This is a genomic window from Streptomyces sp. NPDC059852 (assembly GCF_042731455.1).
GTDB lineage: Bacteria > Actinomycetota > Actinomycetes > Streptomycetales > Streptomycetaceae > Streptomyces.
In genome coordinates, this window is the sequence record NZ_JBHWJK010000032.1 from 43,088 (window position 1) to 65,124 (window position 22,037).

Annotated in this window: 18 protein-coding genes; 9 read left to right on the forward strand and 9 right to left on the reverse strand. The window is 73.4% G+C overall.

Annotated features, from left to right (window positions below):
* Positions 1 to 227: 227 nt before the first annotated feature.
* Positions 228 to 887 carry a class F sortase gene (locus ACFV46_RS29840; RefSeq protein WP_385500518.1) on the forward strand — a complete coding sequence of 220 codons (660 nt, stop codon included), beginning with the start codon at positions 228 to 230 and terminating at the stop codon, positions 885 to 887.
* 31 nt (positions 888 to 918) lie between these two features.
* Here the strand turns inward: ACFV46_RS29840 and ACFV46_RS29845 are convergent, their stop codons facing one another.
* A complete protein-coding gene (locus ACFV46_RS29845) occupies positions 919 to 1,770 on the reverse strand; it encodes a polysaccharide deacetylase family protein (protein WP_376727825.1) in 852 nt (283 codons plus the stop codon).
* Positions 1,771 to 1,969: 199 nt separating this feature from the next.
* On the opposite strand from ACFV46_RS29845, the gene ACFV46_RS29850 reads away from it, so the two are divergent.
* Entirely contained in the window at positions 1,970 to 2,431 is a 462-nt protein-coding gene (locus tag ACFV46_RS29850; RefSeq protein ID WP_361936608.1) for a universal stress protein, read from the forward strand.
* A gap of 19 nt (positions 2,432 to 2,450) precedes the next feature.
* Here ACFV46_RS29850 and ACFV46_RS29855 read toward each other — a convergent pair whose 3' ends face one another.
* The gene (locus tag ACFV46_RS29855) at positions 2,451 to 3,266 is read right to left on the reverse strand and encodes an alpha/beta fold hydrolase (RefSeq protein ID WP_385500520.1); all 816 of its coding nucleotides are present in this window, start codon (positions 3,264 to 3,266) and stop codon (positions 2,451 to 2,453) included.
* Between the two features lie 57 nt (positions 3,267 to 3,323).
* Between ACFV46_RS29855 and ACFV46_RS29860 the strand changes: the two genes are divergently transcribed.
* Entirely contained in the window at positions 3,324 to 3,797 is a 474-nt protein-coding gene (locus tag ACFV46_RS29860; protein ID WP_385500522.1) for a MarR family winged helix-turn-helix transcriptional regulator, read from the forward strand.
* 6 nt (positions 3,798 to 3,803) lie between these two features.
* Here ACFV46_RS29860 and ACFV46_RS29865 read toward each other — a convergent pair whose 3' ends face one another.
* Positions 3,804 to 4,949 carry a CapA family protein gene (locus ACFV46_RS29865; RefSeq protein ID WP_361936614.1) on the reverse strand — a complete coding sequence of 382 codons (1,146 nt, stop codon included), beginning with the start codon at positions 4,947 to 4,949 and terminating at the stop codon, positions 3,804 to 3,806.
* A 212-nt stretch (positions 4,950 to 5,161) separates the two neighbouring features.
* Between ACFV46_RS29865 and ACFV46_RS29870 the strand changes: the two genes are divergently transcribed.
* The 5 genes from ACFV46_RS29870 (at position 5,162) to ACFV46_RS29890 (ending at position 9,824) form a co-directional block, all read left to right on the forward strand.
* Positions 5,162 to 5,707, forward strand: a complete 546-nt coding sequence (locus ACFV46_RS29870) for a sigma-70 family RNA polymerase sigma factor (RefSeq protein ID WP_361936616.1) — start codon at positions 5,162 to 5,164, stop codon at positions 5,705 to 5,707.
* Positions 5,708 to 5,853: 146 nt separating this feature from the next.
* Positions 5,854 to 6,369: a hypothetical protein gene (locus tag ACFV46_RS29875; protein WP_361936618.1), complete on the forward strand. Its 516-nt coding sequence runs from the start codon at positions 5,854 to 5,856 to the stop codon at positions 6,367 to 6,369.
* Between the two features lie 151 nt (positions 6,370 to 6,520).
* Positions 6,521 to 7,174: a zf-HC2 domain-containing protein gene (locus tag ACFV46_RS29880; protein ID WP_385500523.1), complete on the forward strand. Its 654-nt coding sequence runs from the start codon at positions 6,521 to 6,523 to the stop codon at positions 7,172 to 7,174.
* A 140-nt stretch (positions 7,175 to 7,314) separates the two neighbouring features.
* Positions 7,315 to 7,722 (forward strand): hypothetical protein, encoded by a 408-nt coding sequence (locus ACFV46_RS29885; protein WP_361936622.1) that lies wholly within the window; start codon positions 7,315 to 7,317, stop codon positions 7,720 to 7,722.
* Entirely contained in the window at positions 7,719 to 9,824 is a 2,106-nt protein-coding gene (locus ACFV46_RS29890) for a caspase family protein (RefSeq protein WP_385500526.1), read from the forward strand. The genes ACFV46_RS29885 and ACFV46_RS29890 overlap by 4 nt, the downstream gene beginning before the upstream one ends.
* 4 nt (positions 9,825 to 9,828) lie before the next feature.
* Here the strand turns inward: ACFV46_RS29890 and ACFV46_RS29895 are convergent, their stop codons facing one another.
* Both ACFV46_RS29895 and ACFV46_RS29900 read right to left on the reverse strand, forming a co-directional pair.
* The gene (locus ACFV46_RS29895) at positions 9,829 to 10,692 is read right to left on the reverse strand and encodes an Fpg/Nei family DNA glycosylase (protein ID WP_376727831.1); all 864 of its coding nucleotides are present in this window, start codon (positions 10,690 to 10,692) and stop codon (positions 9,829 to 9,831) included.
* Between the two features lie 34 nt (positions 10,693 to 10,726).
* Positions 10,727 to 12,817 carry a SpoIIE family protein phosphatase gene (locus ACFV46_RS29900; RefSeq protein ID WP_361936627.1) on the reverse strand — a complete coding sequence of 697 codons (2,091 nt, stop codon included), beginning with the start codon at positions 12,815 to 12,817 and terminating at the stop codon, positions 10,727 to 10,729.
* A gap of 166 nt (positions 12,818 to 12,983) precedes the next feature.
* Between ACFV46_RS29900 and ACFV46_RS29905 the strand changes: the two genes are divergently transcribed.
* Positions 12,984 to 14,405: a lipase maturation factor family protein gene (locus ACFV46_RS29905; RefSeq protein WP_385500527.1), complete on the forward strand. Its 1,422-nt coding sequence runs from the start codon at positions 12,984 to 12,986 to the stop codon at positions 14,403 to 14,405.
* 108 nt (positions 14,406 to 14,513) lie between these two features.
* Here ACFV46_RS29905 and ACFV46_RS29910 read toward each other — a convergent pair whose 3' ends face one another.
* From ACFV46_RS29910 to ACFV46_RS29925, 4 genes are all read right to left on the reverse strand, one after another.
* Positions 14,514 to 15,485, reverse strand: a complete 972-nt coding sequence (locus ACFV46_RS29910) for an aldo/keto reductase (RefSeq protein WP_385500538.1) — start codon at positions 15,483 to 15,485, stop codon at positions 14,514 to 14,516.
* A 220-nt stretch (positions 15,486 to 15,705) separates the two neighbouring features.
* The gene (locus ACFV46_RS29915; RefSeq protein ID WP_385500528.1) at positions 15,706 to 18,714 is read right to left on the reverse strand and encodes an alpha-mannosidase; all 3,009 of its coding nucleotides are present in this window, start codon (positions 18,712 to 18,714) and stop codon (positions 15,706 to 15,708) included.
* Positions 18,715 to 18,750: 36 nt separating this feature from the next.
* Positions 18,751 to 20,751 carry an endo-beta-N-acetylglucosaminidase gene (locus ACFV46_RS29920; protein ID WP_385500530.1) on the reverse strand — a complete coding sequence of 667 codons (2,001 nt, stop codon included), beginning with the start codon at positions 20,749 to 20,751 and terminating at the stop codon, positions 18,751 to 18,753.
* Positions 20,748 to 22,004 carry a glycosyl hydrolase gene (locus tag ACFV46_RS29925; RefSeq protein ID WP_361936634.1) on the reverse strand — a complete coding sequence of 419 codons (1,257 nt, stop codon included), beginning with the start codon at positions 22,002 to 22,004 and terminating at the stop codon, positions 20,748 to 20,750. The genes ACFV46_RS29920 and ACFV46_RS29925 overlap by 4 nt, the downstream gene beginning before the upstream one ends.
* Positions 22,005 to 22,037: the final 33 nt, after the last annotated feature.

The window sequence follows — 22,037 nt, forward strand, 5'->3', positions numbered from 1 at the left end:
CGCTGGTCCGTCCTGGTGAGGGGACACGCCGGGCGATCGCCCCGGGAGAACGATCACCGCAGGTCACGTACCGTCAGAATTTCTCGGGGGACCGCACCTCGTATGGCGCACCGAAAATCGCCGCGCCACCCGTTCGTCTCTGCCCCGTCGCCGCCCGACCGCGGGGGACTTAGCGTGCCGTTATGCGCGAAAGACACGGCGACGGCCGGGTCGAGAGGGGTAACCGAATGTCTGGGTCCGAGCTGGAGCAAGCGGAGGAGCGGCGCAGGACGCGCGCTCCCTGGGGCGTGATAGCGCTGGTGCTGCTGACCGGTCTCGCGCTCATCCGCAACGGGTCCGGCGAGTTCGACGTCGGCCCGCCCCAGCCGGCGTCGGCGGCGGCGGCCGACAGCCGTCTGCCCGGCCGGCTCGCCGACTCCGTACGGCCCCTGCCGTACGCCATGCCGAACCGGGTGCGGATCCCCGGGATCCAGGTGGACGCGCCGATCATCCCCGTGGGGCTGGACGCGGACGGCTGGGTCGCCGCGCCGCCGCCGGAGGACCCGAACCTCGCGGGCTGGTTCACCGGTTCGGTGACGCCGGGCGAGAAGGGCACGGCCGTCGTCGTCGGCCATGTCGACAACACGCAGGGGCCGGCCGTGTTCTACGGGCTGGGGTCGCTGGAGAAGGGCAAGCGGATCGAGATCGCCCGCGAGGACGGCAAGACGGCCGTCTTCCAGATCTACGGCATCGAGGTGTTCGAGAAGAACGACTTCCCCGGCGACCGGGTGTACGCCTCGAAGGGCACCGCCGAGCTGCGGGTCATCACCTGCGGCGGCGGCTTCTCCAAGCAGAGCGGCTACGACGGGAACGTGGTCGTCTTCGCCGGCCTGGTCGAGGTCCGCTGAGGGGCCCCGGCCGGCCGGCGGGCCGGCGGCGTCAGACGAGCCGCGGGTCGGGGACGGTCAGGTGGTACCCGGCGTCCAGCAGCTCCGGCAGATAGGTCCGCAGGGCCGCGACGCTCTGCGAACGGTCGCCCCCGGCGTCGTGCGAGAGCACCACGACACCGGGGGCGGCGCCGTCCCGGACCGCGTGGACGATCCTCCGGGTGCCCGGCGTGGTCCAGTCGAGGGTGTCCACGGTCCACGCCAGGGGCTCCATGCCCAGGTCGGCGCCGAGCTGGAAGGCGGTCCGGTTCCAGGCGCCGTAGGGGGCGCGGAACCAGGCGGGGCGCTCGCCGCAGGCGTCCTCCACGACATCACTGGTGCGTTCCATCTCCTCGCGCATCCGGCGGCGGCTGAGCCGGGTCAGCAGCGGGTGCGACCAGGTGTGGTTGCCGACGACGTGGCCCTCGTCGGCCATGCGGGCCACGAGGTCCTTGTTGTAGTCGGCCATCTCGCCGCACACGAAGAACGTGGCGCGCACGTCGTAGGCGCGCAGGGTGTCCAGGACCCGCGGGGTGTAGCGGGGGTCGGGGCCGTCGTCGAAGGTCAGCAGCATGGTGCGGCCGCGGGCCGGCATCCGCAGCAGCGGCGCGTGCCGCACCAGGGCCCGGTGGGGGGCCGCCCGGGGCGGGCCGTATCCGGTCAGGGGCTGCAGGCGGTAGGAGTTCGGCTTCTGGGCGGCGCGCGCCGGTGGGCCCGCGGCCGGGGCGGGGGCCCGGACCGGCTCGTCGCCGCCCGTGACCGCGGCGAGGACTCCGGCGGTGCCGGCGGCCGAGACGGCGGCGGCTCCCGCGAACAGCAGACGGCGGCGGGTGAGCAGACGCGGGGGCAGCTGATCCTTCGTCATGACTCATGGGTCGCCCGGCCGGTGACCGGCGCACCAGTGCGGCACCGGGACGGCGGCATCGAAGCACCCGGGCGGCCGAGTCCGGGACACCCACCTCCCCCGGTCAGCGGCGGCGGACGACCCCTGAGGCGGTGGCCGTCCCGCCCGTCGAGCGGCCTGCCCGGCGGCCGGAGCAGGTACTTCCGATAACCTCCGTGCCGTGACGGAACAGGACGCGCAGCGGTTCGAGCGGGGTACCGACGGGCCCAAGGTCATCGTGGTCGGCGTGGACGGCTCGGAGTCGTCGCTGCGCGCGACGGCCTACGCCGCCGGGCTGGCGCGCCGGCAGGGGGCGCTGCTCGCCCTGGTGTACGTGCAGCCGGTGGTGACGGCGGGGGTCGCGCTCGGCGCGCCGGTCGGGGAGACGACGGACGAGATCGCCGAGGAGCTGATCGCCTATGTGCGGGAGGCGACCGAGCGGGTGAAGGGGATATTCGATCTGCGCTGGGAGTTCCACACCTTCCGCGGCGACCCCTACGGCGGCCTGGTGAAGGCGGCCGACGAGCTGAAGGCGGACGCGGTGGTGGTGGGCGCGTCGGAGCAGGCCGGGCACCGGATCGTCGGGTCGGTGGCGGTACGGCTGGTCAAGGCCGGGCGCTGGCCGGTGACCGTGGTGCCGTAGCCGCCGTGCCGGGCCGCGGTCAGAGGGTGCGCAGGAAGTCGAGCACGATCGCGTTGAAGTCGTCCGGCTTCTCCATGTTCAGGTAGTGGCCCACGCCGTCGATGGTGGCGGTGCGGCCCTGCGGGACGGCCCGTGCGAGCCGTTCGGCGGCGTCGAGCATGTCGGCGGGTTCCAGGGAGCCGTTGAGGGCCAGGAGCGGGACGTCGAGCTTCGGCAGCCGGGCCCAGGAGCCGGTCACCGGCACGAGCCAGTCCTTCTCGTCCGGGGTGTGCTTGGAGATGGTGTGGAGGGCCATCTCGCGCAGGCGCCGGGCGATCTGCGGGTCGACGTCGTCGGGGTCGCGGTGTTCGCCGGGGATCACCCGCAGGAAGGCCCGCAGCCAGCCCTCGATGTCGCCGGCGCCGAGGGTGCGCGCGTACTCGGCCTGGATGCCCTTGGTCCACGGGTCGGTGTAGGTGAAGTCGCCCGTGGCGGCGCCGCAGGTGACCACCGCGCGGACCAGTTCCGGGTGTTCCAGGGCGGTGTCGGTGGCGATGACGCCGCCCATGGAGACGCCGACGAGGACGGCGGGGCCGGCGTCGAGGTGGCGCAGCAGGGCGGCGAGGTCGTCGGCCCAGCGGAAGGGCTTCGTGGCGTTGGCGGAGAGGCCGTGGCCGCGTACGTCGGGGGCGATCACCCGGTGGTGGGCGGCGAGCGCCGGTATCTGGTCGGCGAAGGCGCGGTGGTCCACGTAACCGGGGTGGACGAGGACCACGGGGTCGCCGGAGCCGGTGTCGAGGTAGGCGAGGTCGCCGTCGGCCGAGGCGAAGGAGCTGGGTTCCGCAGCAGCTGTCATGACAACCAAGGTGTCATCCCGTCGCCGTTTTGACAACCGAGGTGTCATGATGGCGGGGTGAACGACACCGCCGAGCCCCTTCCCCCCGACGAGCTGGCCCACCGGCTGACCGAGGTCTTCGACCTGGTGGGCCCGCTGTACCGGCTCACGCAGCACAGCGTCGAGCGGGGCGCGGCCGCCCAGGGCCTGTCCGTCACGGTCCGGGCGGTCCTGGACCTGCTCCACCGGCGCGGGCCGCTGACCGTGCCATCGATGGGCCGCGCCCTGGCGGTGAGCCGTCAGTTCGTGCAGCGCACGGTGAACGAGGCCGCGGAGCGGGGACTGGTGGAGAGCGTCCCGAACCCGGCCCACCGGCGGTCCTCCCTGATCCGGCTCACGGGCGCCGGACGGCGGGCGATCACGGCCGTGCTCGCGCGCGAGCACCGCGCGCTGCGCGGGACCGGCGGCGATCTGACCGACGCCGACGTGACGGCGTGCGTGCGGGTGCTCGGCGAGCTGCTGCGGCTGATGGAGCGCGCCGACGGCGGCTGACCGCCACTATTCGGCCATCCGCAGACCGTCCTCGGCCCCGCCCCGGCTCAGGACGACGTCCCGGATGCGGTCGCGCACGCCCTTCAGGTCCGCGCCGTCGGCGATGGCCCGGTTGAGATCGACCACCCGGCCGGCGTCGACGTCGAAGACCTGCGGCAGGAACTCCGCCCTGGTCACCTCCCAGCGTCCGCCCTTCTTCCCGGGCGGGGCGAAGGTGAAGCGGCCGAGGGTGGACTCGTTGCCACGCGGGTCCTGCACGCCCTGGTCGTTGTACATCGCGCCGGCGATCTGGTCGCCCATGCCGTAGACCACCCAGGTGCCGTTGACCTTCTCGTAGGCCTGCGGGACATGGGCGTGGGTGCCGAGGATCAGGTCGATGTCGGGGCGGTCGCCACTGCGTGAGGCGGTGAGGTCGCGGGCCAGGGTCAACTGCTCGTCGTCCGGCGCGTCCTGCCACTCGGTGCCCCAGTGCAGGGACACCACCACGACGTCGGCGCCTGCCTTCCGGGCGGCGCGGGCGTCCGCCACGATCTTCTCCTGGTCGATCAGGTTGACCGCCCAGGGCTGACCGGCGGGCAGCGGGAGGTCGTTGACGCCGTAGGTGTACGCCAGGTGCGCCACCGTGGCCGGGCCCGCCCGCAGCACGGTCGCGGTGCGCGACTCGCCCTCGGCCCGCGCGGTGCCCGCGTGCTTCACCTTCGCCCGGTCGAGGGCGTTCAGGGTGCGCAGGATGCCGGCGGCCCCGTCGTCGAGGCTGTGGTTGGAGGCCGTCGAGCAGCCGTCGTAGCCGGTGGCCGCGAGACCCCGGGCGACCTCGGGCGGCGACTTGAACAGGGGGTAACCGGTGTACTCGCCGTTCTCGCCGTACACGGTCTCCATGTGACACAGCGCCAGGTCGGCGGCGGAGACAACGGGTTTGACCCCGGCGAACATCGGACGGAAGTCGTACCCCTTGCCCCCGGCGTCGAAGCGCGCGCGGTCGATGACGGACGTGTGCGGCAGCACGTCGCCGGTGGCGACGAGCGTGAAGCCGCGGGGACCGGAGGACGGACCCGGCCGGGCCGCGACCTCGCGGTTGTGGGCCTGGCAGGCGGCGCCTGCGGCGAGGACGGCTGTGACAGCGATGGCCACAAGCCGACTGCGTGCGATCATCAGCTCACCCCTTGTGGTCGTATATACGCATCAAATAGGTACGAAGCGGGACACCATCGCAAACAATTCGGCCACTCCGATTAGCCCGTCCGCGCACCCGCCGCAGGCGGAAGGGACCGTTCACCGCACCGTTCACCGACGCGATCGACCGTCCGCCGCAGGCCGTTGCGCGCGCCCTGTCCCCCGGTCCGGGCTTGCGTTGCGATACGGCCATGACGGCCGGAACCACCCTCACGAACAGGACGACCGCCGAGCACGAGCTCGCCGCACTGCAGCGGGAGCACGGCCGGCCCCTCTTCGCGCTCCTCCTCCGGCTCTGCGACGGAGACCGGCAGCGCGCCGAGGATCTGGTGCAGGAGACGCTGGTGCGCGCCTGGCAGCATCCCGAGGCCCTGCGCGCCGACGACTTCGACTCCGTCCGCCCCTGGCTGATGACCGTCGCACGGCGGCTCGCGATCGACGCGCGGCGGGCCCGGCAGGCGCGGCCGGCCGAGGTCGGGGACGCGATCCTGGAGAACGCCCGCGTGATGTCCGATCACGCCGAGCGGGCCGCCGAGGCGCTCGACGTCCGCGAGGCTGTGAAGACTCTCACTCGCGAGCACCGTGACGTCCTGGTGCTGGTGTACTTCCAGGGGGCGAGTGTGGCGGAAGCGGCCCGGACCCTCGGGATTCCGCCCGGTACGGTGAAGTCGCGCGCCTACTACGCGCTCCGCGCCCTGCGCAGGGTGCTTCCGGGATACGCGCCCGACCTGCGGTGAAACCGACGGCCGAGTCAAACCTCCGTAAAGCGCCTTGCTGAACACCCCGGTTGAGTAATCGGCTGTTCCCATCCGTGTTCCGGATAGGGCAACGGCCCACGACCCCGGGGTGGGGCGACGCACCCACCGGAGGAAGGCAGGAAGGGATGCTGCACACAGGTCAGGAGAGCACGGACGGCACAGGCGGCGGTGAACTCACCGTCCCCATGGCGTGGTTGTACGCCGAGTACATCGCCGACGAGCTGCTGCGCACCGGTGATCTGATGCCACCGACGTCCTTCGAGTTCCGCGCGGGCCGGGACGCGCTGGCGCTGACCATCTTCCTGTCCGACACCGACGGCGAGCTGTCCGGCATCCGGGTCGTCACCCAGCTGGAGACCTGGCTGTCCCTGACCGCCTACGACCAGCCGTGGCAGCACTGGGTGCGCGAGACGATGGCGGACCTCGCGGCGCGGGCCGCCGCGTCGGGCGGGCCGGCCCCCGATCTGCGGCTGGCCGAGGCGGCCTGGCGCTGGCTGCAGGAGACGGAGCTGCTCGCTCCCGATCTGAACGCGGTGCCGGGGGGTGGCACGTCGGCCGGCGAGGACGAGGGACCCAAGGTCTGGACGCCCGCGTGGCAGCTCGGACTGCCCCTCGGACACCTGGCCATCCATCTTTTCTGAGAACTTCTCCCCCGGGACCAATCCTCGGCGCCGAGCGCTCCGAATCCCTTGGTTGCGATTCTGTGGGTGGCTTGAGTGTTTCGGCCGTCCGGTGCGTACCAATGGGCGCACGGAGTAACACACCCCACACCCAACGGCACGAGGATTCGGCATGAGGTCCCTGGAGAGGCATCGCGACGTCGCCGCGTACGCGCTCGGCGTGCTCAGCGAGGCGGAGGCGTTCCGCTTCGAGGACCACCTCATGGAGTGCGCGCGGTGCAGCGCACACGTGACCGAGTTCGGGCCCGTCACCCGCCAGTTGATGCTGTACCGGCGGTCCACGCCCCGTTTCGTGCACCCCATGGCCCAGCCGGGCCCGCAGCTGCTGAACCGGCTGCTCGACGCGGTCGCCGCTCGGCACCGCGCCGGCCGCCGGCGCACGCTGTACGCCCTGGCCGCCTCGGTGGTGATCGCCCTGGCCGGCCCCGGCGTGGCGCTCATGACGACCGGTGAGGAACACACCCTCCAGGTCGTCGAGGCCACAGACGCGCGCTCGGGGGTGTGGGCGCAGGTCAGGACCGAGAACGAGGTCTACGGCACCCAGGTCGAGCTCAAGGTGAAGGACGGCGCCGGACCGCGCGCCTGCCATCTGATCGCCGTCGGCCGGGACGGCGCCGAGGAGACGGTGACCAGCTGGTCGGCCGCCCACCACGACGCCCGCGAGAACACCATGAAGGGCGCCTCGGCGATGCACACCGACGAGATCGCGCGCTACGAGGTGCGCACCTCGGACGGCGAGCACCTGGTGACGATCAAGCCCGGATGACACGGACGGCACGGTTGAACCGTGAAGTTCCATCAGCCCGGGGGCCCGTGCGTGCAGTTGCCCCACCCCTGTGAGCAGCGGAAACTGGAAGAAGGACGTGGAGCCACCGTTCGCAGGAACACCGCGAAGGGGCTGATCCCGTGGAACGCACCGTGCGCATTCTCCTCAGCGACGCGGAAGCCGACCCCGAACGGGTGGCGGAGCTGACCGGCTATCTGCGCCAGGAACTCCTCCAGCTCGATGTGGACCGGGTGACGGCCGTCCCCGGCGCACCGGCACCGCCCGGCGCGCGGGCCGTGGACCCCGCCCAGCTCGGCGCCCTGCTGGTCACGCTCGGCACCTCCGTCACCGCGCTCAACCAGGTGGTCACCGTCCTGCGGGACTGGTTCGGCCGGGTCCGCCGCACCCGCGAGGACAGCCGCCCGGCGCTGCGGCTCGTCATGGACGACGACGTCCTGGAGATCTCGGAGGCGTCCGACGAGCAGGTGACCGAGGCGCTGCGGGCCTTCGTCGAGCGCCACTCCGCCACGACGGAGGCCCGGCCATGACGGACACCCGGCACGCGCTGATCATCGCCAACGAACGGTACGACGACCGGGCGCTGAAGCAGCTCAAGGCGCCCGGGCACGACGCCGACGCGCTCGCCGAGGTGCTGAGCGACCCCCGGATCGGCGACTTCGACGTGGACGTCGTCAGCAACCAGCCCTCGTACGTGCTGCGCCGGCGCATCGAGCACTTCTTCTCCGACCGGCGCCGCGACGACACCCTCGTGGTGCACTTCTCCTGCCACGGCATCATGAGCGAGTCCGGCGAGCTGTACTTCGCCGCCAGCGACACCGAGCCGCAGCTGCTGGAGGCGACCGCGGTGCCGGCGCAGTTCGTGCGCCGGTGCATGTCGCGCAGCCGGGCGGGCCGGACCGTGCTGTTCCTGGACTGCTGCTACGGCGGGGCCTTCTCCCGCAGTTCGTCCGGGGTGCGGGCCACCGGTGACGTGAACGTCCTCGACTCCTTCGCCACGGACAAGCCGGCCGGCGGGCGCGGCTGGGCCGTCATCACCGCGTCCAGCTCCATGGAGTACGCCGTCGAGGGGGGCGACCTCACCGAGGACCGCGCCCCGCGCCCCTCCGTGTTCACCGGTGCCGTGGTGCGGGGCCTCGACACCGGGGAGGCGGACCTCGACGCGGACGGCGAGATCTCCCTGGACGATCTGTACGACTACGTCTACGACCGGGTGCGGGGACAGAACCCCCATCAGACGCCGGGCAAGACCGTGGAGATGCAGGGCGACCTGCACCTCGCGCACAGCCGGCGCCACCGCCGGGTGGAGATCGCGGCCGAGCCCGTCCCCGAGTCCTGGCGGGCGGCACTGCGCAGCAAGAACCACTTCACCCGGATGGGAGCGGTCGCGGAGCTGCGCTACCGGCTGGCGAGCGAGTCCCTGCCCGTCGCCGAGGGCGCGCGGCAGGCCCTCCTGGACGTCGCCGACAACGACATGCGCCAGATCGCGGACACCGCGCGCGCCCATCTGCGGGAGACACGGCTCCAGCCGTCGACGTCCCGGCTCGACTTCGGCCTGCTGCGCGGGGACGCGCCGGTGCCGCACAGGACGGTGACGCTCGGCGGCCTCCCGCTCGCCCGCGCGTGCGTGCCGCAGCCGACGGAGTCCTGGCTGCGGGTCACGGAGGTGACCGACGGCCTGGACGTCACGCTCGACCCGGCGGCCGAGGGCCGGCTGAGCGCGGACATCCTGCTGAAGGGGGTGGCCGACGAGGCGGTGATCCATGTGGAGGCCGAGAGGGAGCCGCAGGCGCGGTCCGCCGCGCGGAGCACGGGGACGTCTCCCCGCCCCGCCTTCGCGCCCCCTCCCGGCGACACGGGCGCCCACCGGCAGGAGCACACGCGGGCGAACGGGGTCCCTGACCCGCAACAGGCACGGCGGCACCCGGACGACGAGGGGCGTGCCACCCCGGCGCGCGTCGCCTCGGCGGGGGCCGGGACCCGGGACCGCTCGGCCGACGAGACCCGGCTCGCCGCCTCCCCGGAAGCCCCGCCACGGCACCCGCCCGAGACCCCTCCCCGCTCCGCCGACGAGACACGGCTCGCCGCGACCCCGGGGACCCCGCCACGGCACCCGGAGCGGACACGGCCCGCCCCCTCCGAGAGCGCGGATCGCCGCGACGCCGAGACGCGGGTCGTGCAGGGCGGCAGCCGGCCGGCGGCGGCGCCCCGGGCCGGCAGGGCGTCCGGTGAGGGGGCCGCGCGCTCCCGTCGGGCGCCCGTCGTCGCCGGCGCCGCGCTGGTGGCGGCCGTGGCCTCCGTGGCCACGTTCGTGGCGGCCGTCGTGGCCGGGGTGCCGGCCGTGCGGGACTTCGCCGACGCCGGCAGCGGGGACTCGCGGAGCCTCGGCTCCTTCGTCGACGGGACGGGCACGGTGCCCTCACTCGTCGCCTCCGTCGTCACCGCGGCCGTCGCGCTCGTCCTCGGCGCGGTCGCCCGTCATGAGCTGCGGGCCCGTCCGGAGCGGTACACACGCGGGGCGGCCACCTCCACGACGGCCCTGACCACGCTGACGCGCTGTCTGGCGATCCCGGCCCTGTTCCTCGCCGTCCTGGTGTTCATCGCCTGGCTGGCCACGCGCGGCCTGACCTGAGGGGCTACTTCAGCAGCCGGGACAGTCGGCGGTCCGCCAGCGGCTTGCCGCCCGTCTGGCAGGTCGGGCAGTACTGGAGCGAGGAGTCGCTGAAGGAGACCTCGCGGATCGTGTCGCCGCACACCGGGCAGGGCTCGCCCGTGCGGCCGTGCACCCGCAGGCCGCTCTTCTTCTCGGCCTTCAGCCGCCCGGCCGCGATCCCGCGCGAGCGCTCGACCGCCTCGGTGAGCGTGGTCCGCAGCGCCTCGTACAGACGGGTGACCTCCTCCGGGGTCAGCGACGCCGCCAGCTTGAACGGCGACATCTTCGCGGCGTGCAGGATCTCGTCGCTGTAGGCGTTGCCGACGCCGGCGATCAGGCTCTGGTCGCGCAGGGCGCCCTTGATCTGACGGCGTTCGCCCTCGAGCAGGGCGGCGAAGCGCGCCTCGTCGAAGTCGTCGGCGAGCGGGTCGGGGCCGAGGCGGCCGATGCCCGGCACCTCCCGCGGGTCCGACACGACGTACACCGCGAGCCGCTTCTGGGTACCGGCCTCCGTCAGGTCGAACCCGGCGCCGGTCTCCAGGGCCACCCGCAGCGCGAGGGGGCCCTTGCCGGGGCGGGGCGGGCCGCTCGGCAGCTCGTCCTTCCAGTGCAGCCAGCCCGCCCGCGCCAGGTGGGTGACGAGGCGGGGCCCGCCCTCCGTCTCCAGGTCGAGGAACTTGCCGTAGCGGTGCACGGCGGAGACCCGGTGCCCCTCCAGCGCGCCGACGGGCGGGTCGTACGTCTTCAGGACACTGATGGCGACGGGCAGCACCCGGACGATCTCATGGCCGACCAGGTGCTCGGTGAGGAAGTCCTTGAGCGCTTCCACCTCGGGGAGTTCCGGCATACGTCCAGAGTGCCATCCGCCGCCGACAACGCCATCAGTCCCGCTCCGGCACCACGAACTCGCACCACACGGCCTTGCCGCCGCCGCGTGCCTCCACGCCCCACGCGTCGGTCAGCAGGTCGACCAGGAGCAGACCCCGGCCGGACACCCCGGACTCCCCCGCCTCGCGACGCCGCGGCAGGGCGCTGGAGGAGTCCTCCACCTCGACGCGCAGCCGGCGGTCGTGACCGGCGAGGACGCGCAGGGTGACCACGGCGGCTCCCTCGGTGTGCATGAGGGCGTTGGTGATCAGTTCGTCGGCGACCAGTTCGATCTCGTCGGCGCGGTCACCGGCGCTCCAGGCGCGCACGGCGGCGCGGATCATGTGCCGGGCGCCGGTCAGCGCCTCCGGGTCGCCGGGGGCGACGTGCTGCTGGAGACGGCCGCCGGACTGCGGGGTGTCGAGGACGCGGCGGCGCAGCAGGAGCAGGGCCACGTCGTCGTCGCCGCCACGCTCCTCGGCGACGTCGATGAGCCGGTCGGCGAGCTCCCGTACGTCCAGGGGCCCGGCGCTGACGAGCCCGGTGAGGGTGCGCATGCCGTCGTCGAGGTCGGCGCCCGGCAGTTCGACCAGCCCGTCGGTGCAGAGCAGGAGCGTGTGGTCGGCGTCGAGCTCCAGGGTGCCGACGGGGTACTCGAGGCTGCCGAACTCGGCGGACAGGCCGAGCGGCAGACCGCCCTCGACGGCGACGCGGCGGCAGGTGCCGTCGGGTGCGCGCAGCATGGGCTCGATGTGCCCGGCGCGGACGACCTGGACGACCCCGGTGGACAGGTCGGCCTCGGCGTAGAGGCAGGTGGCGAAGCGGTCGGTGTCGAGTTCGTGCAGGAAGACGGAGGCGCGGGCCATCACGGTGGCCGGGGTGTGGCCCTCGGCGGCGTAGGCGCGCAGCACGATGCGGAGCTGGCCCATGACGGCGGCGGCGTGGGTGTCGTGGCCCTGGACGTCGCCGATGACGGCGCCGACCCGGCCGCCGGGCAGCGGGATCAGGTCGTACCAGTCGCCGCCGATGTCCCGGCCGAGGGTGCCAGCGGCTCCGGCGGCGCGGTAGCGGACGGCGACCTCGGCGCCGGGCACGCTCGGGATGGTGCGCGGCAGCATGGCCTGCTGGAGGCCGGTGGCGAGGTCCTTCTCCTGTTCGTAGAGCATGGCCCGCTGGAGGCTCTGCGCGATGCTGCTGCCGAGGGCGACGAGGACGTTGCGGTCCTCGGTGGAGAACGCGCCCCGGTCGCTGTAGAGGAGGCCGATGGCGCCGATCGGGCGGGCCTGCGCGATCAGCGGCATGTAGGCGGCGGCGGTGATGTGCAGGCCGGTGATGTGCGGCCACAGGATCGGGTAGCTCTCGGCGAACTCCTCCGGTGACTCGATGAAGCGGGGGGTGAGGGTGCGGACGACCTCGCTCATCGGGTACTGCTCGTCGATCCGGGTCACCAGGGTGCCCGGGACGAAGCTGCCGGCGGGGCCCTCGGCGACGAGCCGGATACGGCTGCCGGCCTCGACGAGCCCCATGACGAGGCTCTTGGCGCCGAGGTGGGTGAGGCCCTGGACGTCCTTGAGGATGTCGATGACGTCCTGGACGGTGCGGGCGTGGGCGAGGGCGGCCGTGGTGAGCTGCACGACGTTGGTCTGCTGCCGGCGCGCCTCGTCCTCGGCGGCCTGTTCGAGCCGTTGCTCGCTCTCGGCGAGTTCGTCGGTGGCGTCGCGGACGATGCCGATGATGCGGCGCGGCCGGCCGGTCTCGTCCCGCCGGATGTAGCCCTGGGTGTGCGTCCAGCGCAGTTCGCCGGAGCGGGTGCGGATGCGGAAGTAGGCGCCGTAGTTCTCGCTGCCGTCCTTCAGTGCCTGGGAGACCAGCCCATCCAGGCGGAAGGCCTCGGGCGGCGGGACCCGCACGGACAGGCTCTCGGGGCGGCCGTCGTACTCGTCGGGGCGCACGTCGAAGACCTCGTGGGCCTGGGCGTCCATGTGGAACAGCCCGCTGTCCAGGTCCCAGTCGAAGCTGCCCATGCGGTTGAGCGCCAGGATCGGTTCCGGGTGGGTGGGCCAGTCGTCCGGGAGTGACAGGGCGCTCGCTCCCCGATCAACCATGGGGCCACCTTGCCAGTATTTGCCCGATTATTCGACCGGGGCGGCGGGCGGGTGCCCGTGTGACGCGCGAAGGAGTGACAGGCGGGGCGGCGGGTGTGCGCGGGGCGCGACCATGGCAGGGCGAGAGCATGACGGGCGCGGGCACCGGGGAGAGGAGGGCAGGGCCGTGGACTGGTTCGTCGCACCGGGGTACGAGACGAGCCGGCTGGTGTTCCAGCGGGCCCTGGCGGGTGTCTATCTCGTCGCGTTCCTGACGGCGGCCCTGCAGTTCCGGGCCCTGATGGGGTCGCGGGGTCTGCTGCCCGTGCCGCGGTTCGTGGCGCGGGTGCCGTTCCGGGCCGCGCCGAGCCTGTTCCAACTGCACTACTCGGACCGCTTCTTCGCCGGCTGCGCCTGGTCGGGGTGCGCGGTGTCGGCGGCGCTGCTGGCCGGCGTGGACTCGCTGGTGCCGCTGTGGGCGGCGCTGCTGCTGTGGCTGGTGCCGTGGGCGCTGTATCTGTCGATCGTGAACGTCGGCCAGACCTGGTACTCCTTCGGCTGGGAGTCCCTTCTGCTGGAGGTCGGCTTCGCGGCGGTCTGGCTGGGCAACGACGAGGTGGCACCCCCGGTCGTGGTGCTGTTCCTGCTGCGCTGGATCCTGTTCCGCGTGGAGTTCGGCGCCGGGCTGATCAAGATGCGGGGCGACGCGTGCTGGCGGAAGCTGACCTGTCTGGACCACCATCACGAGACGCAGCCGATGCCGGGGCCGCTGAGCTGGTTCTTCCACCATCTGCCGAAGCCGCTGCACCGGGTCGAGGTGGCCGCCAACCACGTCACCCAGCTGGTGGTGCCCTTCCTCCTCTTCGCCCCGCAGCCGGTCGCGACGGCCGCGGCGGCCCTGATGATCGCCACCCAGCTGTGGCTGGTGCTGTCCGGCAACTTCGCGTGGCTGAACTGGATCACCATCGTGCTGGCCCTGTCGGCGGTCGCGTTCCCCGCCGATCCGCCCCACCGGCCGGACGCACCGCTGTGGTACGAGGTCACGGTCCTCGCGGTGGTCGCCCTGCTGGTCGCTCTCAGCCACCGCCCGGTCGCCAACATGATCTCCCGCCGCCAAGTCATGAACCGGTCCTTCGACCCGCTGCACCTGGTCAACACGTACGGTGCCTTCGGCAGTGTCAGCCGGGTCCGGTACGAGGTCGTGATCGAGGGCACCACGGACACGGCACCGCGCGAGGACTCGGACTGGCGGGAGTACGAGTTCAAGGGCAAGCCCGGTGATCCCCGGCGCTGGCCCCGCCCGTTCGCCCCCTACCATCTGCGGCTGGACTGGCTGATGTGGTTCGCCGCGCTGTCGCCGTCGTACGCCGGGTCGTGGTTCGGGACGCTGGTGGAGCGGCTCCTGGAGAACGACCGCGCCACACTGAGGCTGCTGCGCCGCTCGCCGTTCCCGGCGGACGGGCCGCCGCGCTTCGTCCGGGCCCGTCTCTTCCGGTACCGGTACACGACGTGGCGGGAGCTGCGGGAGACCGGCGCGTGCTGGGAGCGGACGTATGTCCGCGAGTACCTGCCGCCGACGCGGCTGGCGAGCGGCTCTCAGAGGCCGTAGCTCCGCAGCGCCGTGCGCTCGAGGATCAGCCGGTGGTCGGCGGGGCGGTCGCCCCGGCCACCCGGATCACGTCGGTCAGCGGCGCTACCCGGGCGTGCGGAGCGGGTCTCACGGCGATGCCTCCTCGGAGAGCAGACCGGAGGCGAGCAGGTCCTGCCAGAACGCCGTCGGCACGGGCGTCGCGAACTGCTCGGCGCAGTCCGTGACTTCGGCGGCGGACCGGGCGCCGACGAGGACGCTCGCGACGGCCGGGTGGGCGGCGCTGAAGGCCAGGGCGGCGGCCCGCACGGTGATGCCGTGGCGTTCGGCGAGCGCCTTGACGCGCAGTGCCCGTTCCACCAGGGGCGGTGGCGCCTGCGCGTAGTCGTAGGTCGCGCCGGGCCGCGGGTCGGCCAGCAGGCCGGAGTTGAAGGCGCCGCCCACGACGACGGACGTGCGGCACTCGACGGCGAGCGGCAGCAGGTCGTCCAGGGCGCTCTGGTCCAGCAGCGTGTAGCGGCCGGCGCACAGGACCACGTCGACGTCGGTGTCCATGACGAAGCGGGTCAGCATGGCGGTCTGGTTCATCCCGGCTCCGATGGCGCCCACGACGCCCTCGGAGCGCAGCCTCTCCAGCGCCGGATAGCCCTCGCGGAAGGCCTGTTCGCCGTGGTCGTCGGGGTCGTGGAGGTAGACGACGTCGACGCGGTCGAGGCCGAGCCGCTCCAGGCTCGCCTCCAGGGTGCGGCGTACGCCGTCGGCGCTGAAGTCCCACACGCGGCGCCGGTCGGCGGGGACGGCGAACCCGTCAGCCAGGTCGTCGCCCGTGGCGCCGGGCACCGGCTCCAGCCGGCGGCCGACCTTGGTGGAGATCGTGTACGCGTCCCGCGGGTACTGCCGCAGGGCGGCGCCGAGGCGGCGTTCGGACAGGCCGAGTCCGTAGTGGGGGGCGGTGTCGAAGTAGCGGATGCCCGCCTGCCAGGCGGCCTTCACCGCCTGGTGGGCCTGTTCGTCGCCGACCTCGCGGTAGAGGTTGCCGATGGCGGCCCCGCCGAAGCCGAGAGGGCTGACGTGCACGCCGGTGCGGCCGAGCCGGTTCACCGGGGCGGTCTGCCCCAGGCGCCGGCCGGGCGGTGGGTGCCCTGTGATGTTCCGCGGCGCCGTCTCGTCGTCCACGCCGTTCCTCCCGTCGCCGCCGGACACCTGCTGTCCGGCACTGTATCCACCGTGGCTGGACCGCTACGTCGTCCTGCAGGCACGGCACGGATCGGGCATCCACGCGGGGGGGGGCGGGCGCGTGGGCGCGCCCGCCCCGCCCGGCTCAGCCGCGCCGCAGCCGCAGCGTCACCAGCTCGAACGGCCGCAGCCGCAGCGCGACCTCCCGGCCCGTGTGCTCCGGCGTCCGGGGCAGCGGGCGTTCCAGCAGGTCGGTCGCCGTCACGTCCGCCACCTCGAAGCCGGCCGTCAGCGTGGCCCGGACCCGGCCGCCGTGCGCCTCGTGCAGACGGACCACCACGTCCCCGCTGCCGTCGTCGGCCAGCTTCACGGCCGTGACCACCACGGCGTCCCGGTCGACGGTCACCAGCGGGGCCACCTCACGGGCTCCGGCGAGACGCCGCTCGGGCAGGTTGATCCGCCAGCCCTCCCGCACCGCGTCCCCGATCCCCGCGCCGGGCACCAGCGCGTGCCGGAAGCGGTGCACGCCCTGGTCGGTCTCCGGGTCCGGGAAGCGCGGGGCCCGCAGCAGCGAGACGCGGACCGTGGTGGTCGTGCCCTGGTCGCCGTCGGTGCGGACCGTCCGGGTCACGTCGTGCCCGTACGTCGAGTCGTTGACCACGGCGGCGCCCCAGCCGGGCTCCTCCACGTGCACGAACCGGTGGTTGCACGCCTCGAACTTGGCGGCCTCCCAGCTGGTGTTGGTGTGGGTGGGCCGGTGGAAGTGCCCGAACTGCGTCTCGGACGCGTAGCGTTCGGCGTGCACGTCGAGCGGGAACGCCAGCTTCAGGAACTTCTCCGTCTCGTGCCAGTCGACCTCGGTGTCGAACAGCACCCGCCGCTCTCCCGGAGCCAGCGACAGCCGCTGGGTGACCCGGGAGTCGCCGAAGGACCGCACGATCCGCACCTCGCCGTCGACGGCGGTGATCTCGTCCACGTCGGTGAGGTCGGTGACGGTGTGCCGGTAGAACGCGTCGACGTCCCAGGCGTCCCACATGTTCGGGAAGTCCGGGTGGAGCTGGAGGAGACCGGCGGCCCCGCCCGGCGCGACCGTCTCCCGGTCGGCCTCGACGTCGTACGCGGACACGACGAGTCCGCGCGCGTCGATCTCCACGCGCAGCAGGCCGTTGTCGAGGACGAACCCGCCGTCCGGGCGGGGCGTGAGGGCCGTGCGGCCCTGCGTCACCGGTGTCCGCGCACCGCCCGCCGGCACCCCGCCGCGGGGATGCGGCGCGGCGTTGAAGACGAGCTCGGTCGTCCCCTCCCCCGCCAGGGCCCGCTGGGCGGCGTCGATGATCGCCTCCAGCTCACCGGCGAGGCGCGCGTAGGTGGCGCGGGCCTCGCGGTGCACCCAGGCGATGGAGGAGCCGGGCAGGATGTCGTGGAACTGGTGCAGCAGCACCGTCTTCCAGATCCGGTCCAGCTCCTCGTGGGGGTAGGGGAAGCCGGTACGCACCGCGGCCGTCGCCGCCCACAGCTCGGCCTCGCGCAGCAGGTGCTCGCTGCGCCGGTTGCCCTGCTTGGTCCCCGCCTGGCTGGTGAGGGTGGCCCGGTGCAGCTCCAGATACAGCTCGCCGACCCAGACCGGGGCGTCCGGGTACTCGGCCTCGGCCTTGCGGAAGAACGCGTCCGGGGTCTCCCAGACGACGGTCGCCGAGCCCTCCAGATCCCGCAGCCGGGCCGCCTTGGCGATCATCTCACGGGTCGTGCCGCCGCCACCGTCGCCCCAGCCGGTCGGCGCGAGGGAGTGCCGGGCGCGGCCCTTGTCCTTGAAGTTGCGGGCCGCGTGGGCGATCTCGGCGCCCTTCATCGAGCAGTTGTAGGTGTCGACGGGCGGGAAGTGGGTGAAGATCCGGGTGCCGTCGATGCCCTCCCACCAGAAGGTGTGGTGGGGGAACTTGTTGGTCTGGCTCCAGGAGATCTTCTGCGTCAGCAGCCACTTGGATCCGGCCGCCTTGATGATCTGGGGCAGTCCGGCGGCGAACCCGAAGGTGTCGGGCAGCCACGCCTCGTCGTTCTCGATGCCGAACTCGTCGAGGAAGAACCGCTTCCCGTGCACGAACTGCCGGGCCATCGCCTCCGAACCGGGCATGTTGGTGTCGGACTCCACCCACATCCCGCCCGCCGGGACGAACCGCCCGTCGGCGACGGCCTTCTTCACCCGGGCCCACACCTCGGGCCGGTGCTCCTTCACCCAGGCCCACTGCTGCGCCTGGGACATGGCGAAGACGAAGTCGGGTTCGTCCTCGACGAGGGCGGTCATGTTGGAGGTGGTGCGGGCCACCTTGCGCACGGTCTCGCGCAGCGGCCACAGCCACGCCGAGTCGATGTGCGCGTGCCCGACGGCGCTGACGCGGTGGGCGGACGGCACGGCGGGCGCGGCGAGGACGTCGGTGAGGCGGGAGCGGGCGGCGGCCGCGGTGCCGTTGACGTCCTGGAGGTCGAGGGCGTCCAGGGCGCGTTCCACGGCCCGCAGGAGGTCCCAGCGGCGGGCCGACTCGACGGGCAGCTCGGCCATCAGCTCGCCGAGCACCTCCAGGTCGACGACCAGCTGCCAGACCTCCTCGTCGAACACGGCGAGGTCCATCCGGGTCAGGGTGTACTGCGGCTCGCTGCCCGCGGTCTCCTTGTCGCCCAGCTTCGTCGGCAGGAACGGGTGGTAGTCGAGGATGACGGGGTTGGAGGCCGCCTCGATGTGCAGCCGCACCTCCTCACCGCCCTCAGCGGGCGCGGCGACACGCACCCACTGGTTGCGGGGGTTGAGTCCCTTCACCGGGGTGCCGTCGGGCCGGTACACCAGGCCCTCGCACTGGAAGCCGGGCATGTTCTCGTCGAAGCCGAGGTCGAGCAGCGCCTCGACGGTCCGTCCGGCCCACGCCTCGGGGACGGTCCCGGTGACCCGGAACCAGCTGGTGCCCCAGGGCGCGCCCCAGCGGGCGCCGACCTCGATCGGCTCGGGCGCGGCGGCGAGCCCTTCGGCGACCGGTACCGGCTCGTCCGGCGCGTGCCACACGGCCACGTCGAGCGGCACCGACTCCGGGTACACGGCGGGACGGACGCGTTCGTCGAGGACGCGCTTCAGGCGGGCTTCGACCAGGGTGCGGTCGTCATGCATGCGGGATGCTCCATCGGTAGGTCGTCCGGGCGGTGGTCACCAGCGGTGGGTCACGGTCACGGGGGCCGACGTGGTGTACAGCTCCCCTACGGCGCGCAGTTCGAACCGTGCCGCCGTCTCGCCCGGAGCGGGGCGCAGCCCGCCGGTGAAGAAGGCGTGCTGGCAGGTGCCGCCGAGGAAGCGCCGGGTGCCGTCGGGCAGCACGCGGTGCAGGGTGTGGTGGCGGGTCGCGCCGGGCGCGGGGTGCCACGCGAAGCGCAGGTCGCCGCCGGACGCGCCGGTGACGCGGAAGCCCGAGGGGGCGGCGGGCGTGGGGGCCGCGTCGTGGACGGCGATGCCGCCGAGCCGCCAGCGCACGGGACCGCCGCCGGCCGGGGTGAGCCGCACCCCGAGGGCGTGCACGGTGCCGGTGAGGCCGGTGAGCCGTACGGTCGTGGTCGTCCAGCCGTCGGCCGTGGCCACGGGGTGGTAGGTGTACGGCGGGGCCTCGCCCGGGGCGGCCGGGTCGGCGGTGGCGACGGCCAGCTCCACGTCGACGCGTCCGGCGTCGGTGCGGTGGGTCAGCTCGACGACGGTGTCCCGGGTGAGCGGCAGCCGGGCCGCGTACAGGTCGAGGACGGCGGGCCGGTCGAGGTCCCCGGCGACGAGCACGCTGGACCCGCCGTGCCAGGCGTCCTCGAAGTCGAAGGCCACCGTGGGCCGTTGCCCCTCCGTGCGGACGACCCAGCGGCGCGAGGGCAGCCGGTCCTGGAGTCCGAGGTGGTTCCACGGCGTGTCCGAGGTGACCGCCCCCTTCTCGTACCAGCGCAGCCCGTGCCCGGTGTTGAAGACGCTGGCGAACGGCAGCCGGGTCACCGTGGACCGGTCGGCGACGGAGACGGCCGGGGCCCGCCAGCCGTCGCCGGCGTCCGGGTGTGACGGGTCGAGGGACCGGCCGGTCCAGAAGCGGTCGTCGGCGGCGTGGAAGTCGCCGGGCGTCCTGCGGTCGGCGGGCAGGTGGTTGCGGGTCCACTCGGGCCGGTAGAAGCCGAGGGACACCACGTGGGAGCGGTCGCGGGGCACGATGGCGTCCCAGTCGACGGACGTGTTCCAGCCGTTGGACTCGACGTCGACACCCGCCCACAACTCGTGCCGGTCGCGGCCCAGTCGCTCCGCCCGCTGCCCGGAGGAGGCCAGGGTCGCCGCCGTCCAGCGGAAGTCGACGAACATGTCGTCGGCCGCCTGGAAGAAGGGCTCGTTCCGGGCGTTCAGCGCGCCCTGCCAGCTCACGGAGCCGTTCACGGTCATCGCGTCGTACCAGGTGACCCGCTGTCCCTCGGCCCGGGCGCGTGTTCCCAGCTCCCGCAGGAAGCCGAGCATGTCCGCGCCGAGCGCCGCGTCGCCACCGCCGGTCTCGGCGTTCACGAACCAGCCGTCGAAGCCGTACGCCTTCGCGACCTCGACCAGCTTCGCGGCCAGCGGGTACCGGCCCGCCGCGTCCCGCTGCACCAGGTCCCGGGTCCACCGCAGTTGCCCCCCGTAGGCGGCGGGCGGCAGGAAGACGTTGCCGAGGACGCGCACGCCGTGCCGGTGGGCGGCGTCCACGATCGGCGCGTTCGGCGCGAGGATCAGCCCCTCGCCGGAGGAGCCGCCCCAGAACACCAGCTCGTCGATGTACGCCCAGTGGGTGAGGGCGTAGTAGTCCGCGGTGGCCGAGCCCTGGGACGGGTTGCTCGCGGTGGGGCCGAAGGACACCAGGGACTGGACGCGGGCCTGGTCCGCGCGTGCGGCCGGGTTGGCCGGGGTCGGGGTGAAGCGGGGGGCGAGGGGGACGGTGGAGGCATTGAAGGCGAGGTCGGGATCGGCGGCCGGGCGCCAGGACTTCAGGCTGCGCCAGGTGATGCCGGGGTCCGGCGTCCCGGCGGGCAGGGAGTCCGGGTACCAGTAGGACGCGTACGGCGGGCCCGCCGGTGCCTTGGCGGCGGCGTGCGCGGGGAGCGACGGCAGGAGTGCGGCCGTGGCGCCGGCGATGAGGACGGTGCGTCTGGTGGGGTTCACGAGCGGGTGCCTCCTTGGGGGGTGGGGAGTACCTGGTCGGGAGCGACGACCTCGGTGATGCCGCGTGCGAGGAGGTGGGCGGGGTCGTCCGCGCGGCTGTCGAGGACGGTGGTGGGGCGGGCGCCGTCGGCGGTGAGCCGGAAGAAGGCGTCGAACACGGGGCCGCCCGGGGCGCAGAGGGAGCGGCGGGCCGGATCGGCGGGGACGATCAGGGCCGTCGTACGGGGCTCGGGTGTGCGGGGTGTCGCGCGGGCCGCCCGCTCCAGCACCCGGGCGGTGTCCTTCGGGGTGCGGTCGTTGGTCAGCAGGCCGAGCCCGTACTCGAGTTCCGGGAAGTCGGCGAGGTCGCGGGACACGTCGTGGGAGCACCACCAGGTGATCCCCCACAGGCCGGGGCAGTCCAGGGCGTGGGTGACGGTCGCCTCGGTGAACGCGGCGGCGTGCTCGGGCGGCACGAGGGGCGCGGGTGCGCCGACCTCCTGCAGCCACACCGGGCGGTGCGGGTCGTCGGCCCACGCCTTGCTGAGTTCGATCAGGTAGGCGGCGTGGTGCTCGGACGGGACGGAGGCGCGGCCGTGCCGCTGGGCGGTGCCGTTGAACACCCAGGAGTGGACGGCGGTGACGGCGCCGTGCCGGGCGGCCTGGCCGGGGGTGAACGGCTGGTCGTCCTGGTACCAGGTGGCGTCGTACTCGGCGTGCAGGTGCAGCCGGCCGGGGGCGCCCTCCTCGCAGGCGGCGAGCATCCGGGTGAGCCAGCGGTCGATGTCGGCCTCGGTGGCCCGGTCGGGGTCGGGGTGGGGGTCCGCGGAGAACTGGTTGACCTCGTTGCCGAGGGTCATGCCGAGGAAGTTCGGCCGGTCGGCGAGGGCGGCGGCGAGGGCGCGGAGGTAGGCGGCCTGGCCGTCGAGGACGTCCGGGTCGGTGAAGAGGTTGCGGCGGTGCCAGGTGCGGGTCCAGGCCGGCAGGAAGTCGAAGCTGCTGAGGTGGCCCTGCAGGCCGTCGACGTTCACGTCGAGGCCGCGTTCGGCGGCGGCGTCGACGAGCTGGACCAGGTGCTCGACGGCCCGGCCGCGGATCAGGGTGCGGTTGGGCTGGAAGTACGGCCACAGCGGGAAGACCCGGATGTGGTCCAGGCCGAGCGCGGCGATGGAGTCGAGGTCGGCGCGCACGGAGTCCGGGTCGAAGTCCAGCCAGTGGTGGAACCACCCTTCGCTCGGGGTGTAGTTGACGCCGAAGCGCACGGCAGGAGGCATGCGTGTCCTTGTGACGGAGGTGCGAGGGGGGTC